Source organism: Rhodococcus sp. IEGM 1354 (assembly GCF_030056855.1).
GTDB lineage: Bacteria > Actinomycetota > Actinomycetes > Mycobacteriales > Mycobacteriaceae > Rhodococcoides.
The window spans coordinates 1-218 of sequence record NZ_JASHKT010000083.1 but is presented as its reverse complement, the minus strand read 5'-3'; the positions used below and the strand labels follow the sequence as shown (position 1 = coordinate 218).

General features: G+C 77.5%; 1 protein-coding gene. It reads right to left on the bottom strand.

Annotation, left to right across the window (positions count from 1 at the left end):
• Nucleotides 1–34: 34 nt before the first annotated feature.
• A partial coding sequence (locus tag QM588_RS25660) for a hypothetical protein (protein WP_283317440.1) occupies nucleotides 35–218 on the bottom strand: 184 nt, incomplete at its 5' end.

Sequence of the window (218 nt, the reverse complement as noted above, 5' to 3'; positions counted from 1 at the left end):
TGGGTGCGCTGGGGCACAGGATGAAGGAGGTGTGCTACGCCGGCGCCCGGGGGGAGGGCACCGGCGACGAGCTCAGAGCGGCGGGGGGGGACGGGGCGTCGCCGGCGGCGGTGGCGTGCTGGGCGGCGGTGTCGGCGACCTGGGCCCACTTCGGCTGCTCGTCGTCGCCGTCGACGTGGGCGGCACCCGCTCCGCAACTCGCCCGAACGGTCACCGCC